General features: G+C 64.8%; 1 protein-coding gene. It reads left to right on the forward strand.

Going from position 1 to position 1,118, the window contains the following annotated elements; translation table 11 throughout:
- Window positions 1-57: 57 nt before the first annotated feature.
- Window positions 58-1,118 (forward strand): IS630 family transposase (locus tag ACFU6I_RS48715; RefSeq protein WP_384381061.1); only part of this gene is annotated, 1,061 nt, incomplete at its 3' end.

A 1,118-nucleotide genomic window follows, 5' to 3' on the forward strand; every position in this document is an offset into this window, starting at 1 on the left:
CTAGTGTCTTGTGATTCCGTCAGCATTACTTGATCTTGTGTGGCAGGGTCTCTTGGTATGGAGCTGTCCGTGGAACAGGCCGCCGAGTTGCGGGCGTTGGTGAACAGCAGGGACGTGCCTGCGGATATTGCCACGCGGGGCCGGATCGTGCTGTGGTCGGGCGAGGGGCGTCGGCGCAAGGACATTGCCGAGCTGCTCGGGGTGTCGCTGCCGACCGTGGACCGCTGGAAGGCTCGCTATGCCGAGCGGGGCCTGGCGGGGCTGGAAGGGGAGCGTCCGGGTGGCGCACGGGAACAGATACCGGCCCAGGTGCGGTCCCGGGTGATTGCGCTGACGCGTATGACGCCGCCGCACGGCACGGGGCTTTCGCACTGGTCCACCCGGGAGTTGGCGAAGTACCTGGAACGGACCGAGAACGTCACCGTGTCCTGGCACTACGTCGCGCGCGTCTGGCGGGAAGAACACTTGAAGCCCCACCGATCCGGCACCTTCAAGATTTCCAAAGACCCCGCGTTCGCGGAGAGGGTGGCCGATGTGATCGGCCTGTATCTGGCCCCGCCGGGCGGCGCGGTGGTCCTCTCGATTGATGAGAAGACGCAGATCCAGGCGCTGGACCGGACCCAGCCGGTACTGCCGGTCACCTTCGCGGCGAGCGAGAAGCGCACCGCCGACTACGTCAGGCATGGCACCACGAACCTGTTCGCCGCCCTGAACGTGAGCACCGGCGAGGTGCTCGGCGAGTGCAAGCCGACCCGGAACGGCAAGGACTTCCTGGCCTTCTTGAAGAAGGCGGTGAAACCGCACGCCGGGAAGGACATCCATGTCGTCCTGGACAACCTCTCGACACACACCACCCCGGAGGTCAAGGAGTGGCTGTCGAAGAACCCGCACGTCCACTTCCATTTCACTCCCGTCGGCTCCTCGTGGCTGAACCAGATTGAGATCTGGTTCGGAATCCTGACCCGGCAGTCCATCCGTCGCGGCACGTTCTCCAGCGTCAACGTCCTGATCAAACAGATCCGCGACTACATCAACTCCTGGAACACGACGGCGAAACCGTTCACGTGGACCGCGACCGCCGGCGAGGTCCTCGCGAAGGTCAGGCTCGTCGCGACCAA

Origin of the sequence: Streptomyces sp. NPDC057486 (genome assembly GCF_042802415.1) — a bacterium.
GTDB classification, from domain to species: Bacteria; Actinomycetota; Actinomycetes; order Streptomycetales; family Streptomycetaceae; genus Streptomyces; species Streptomyces yanii.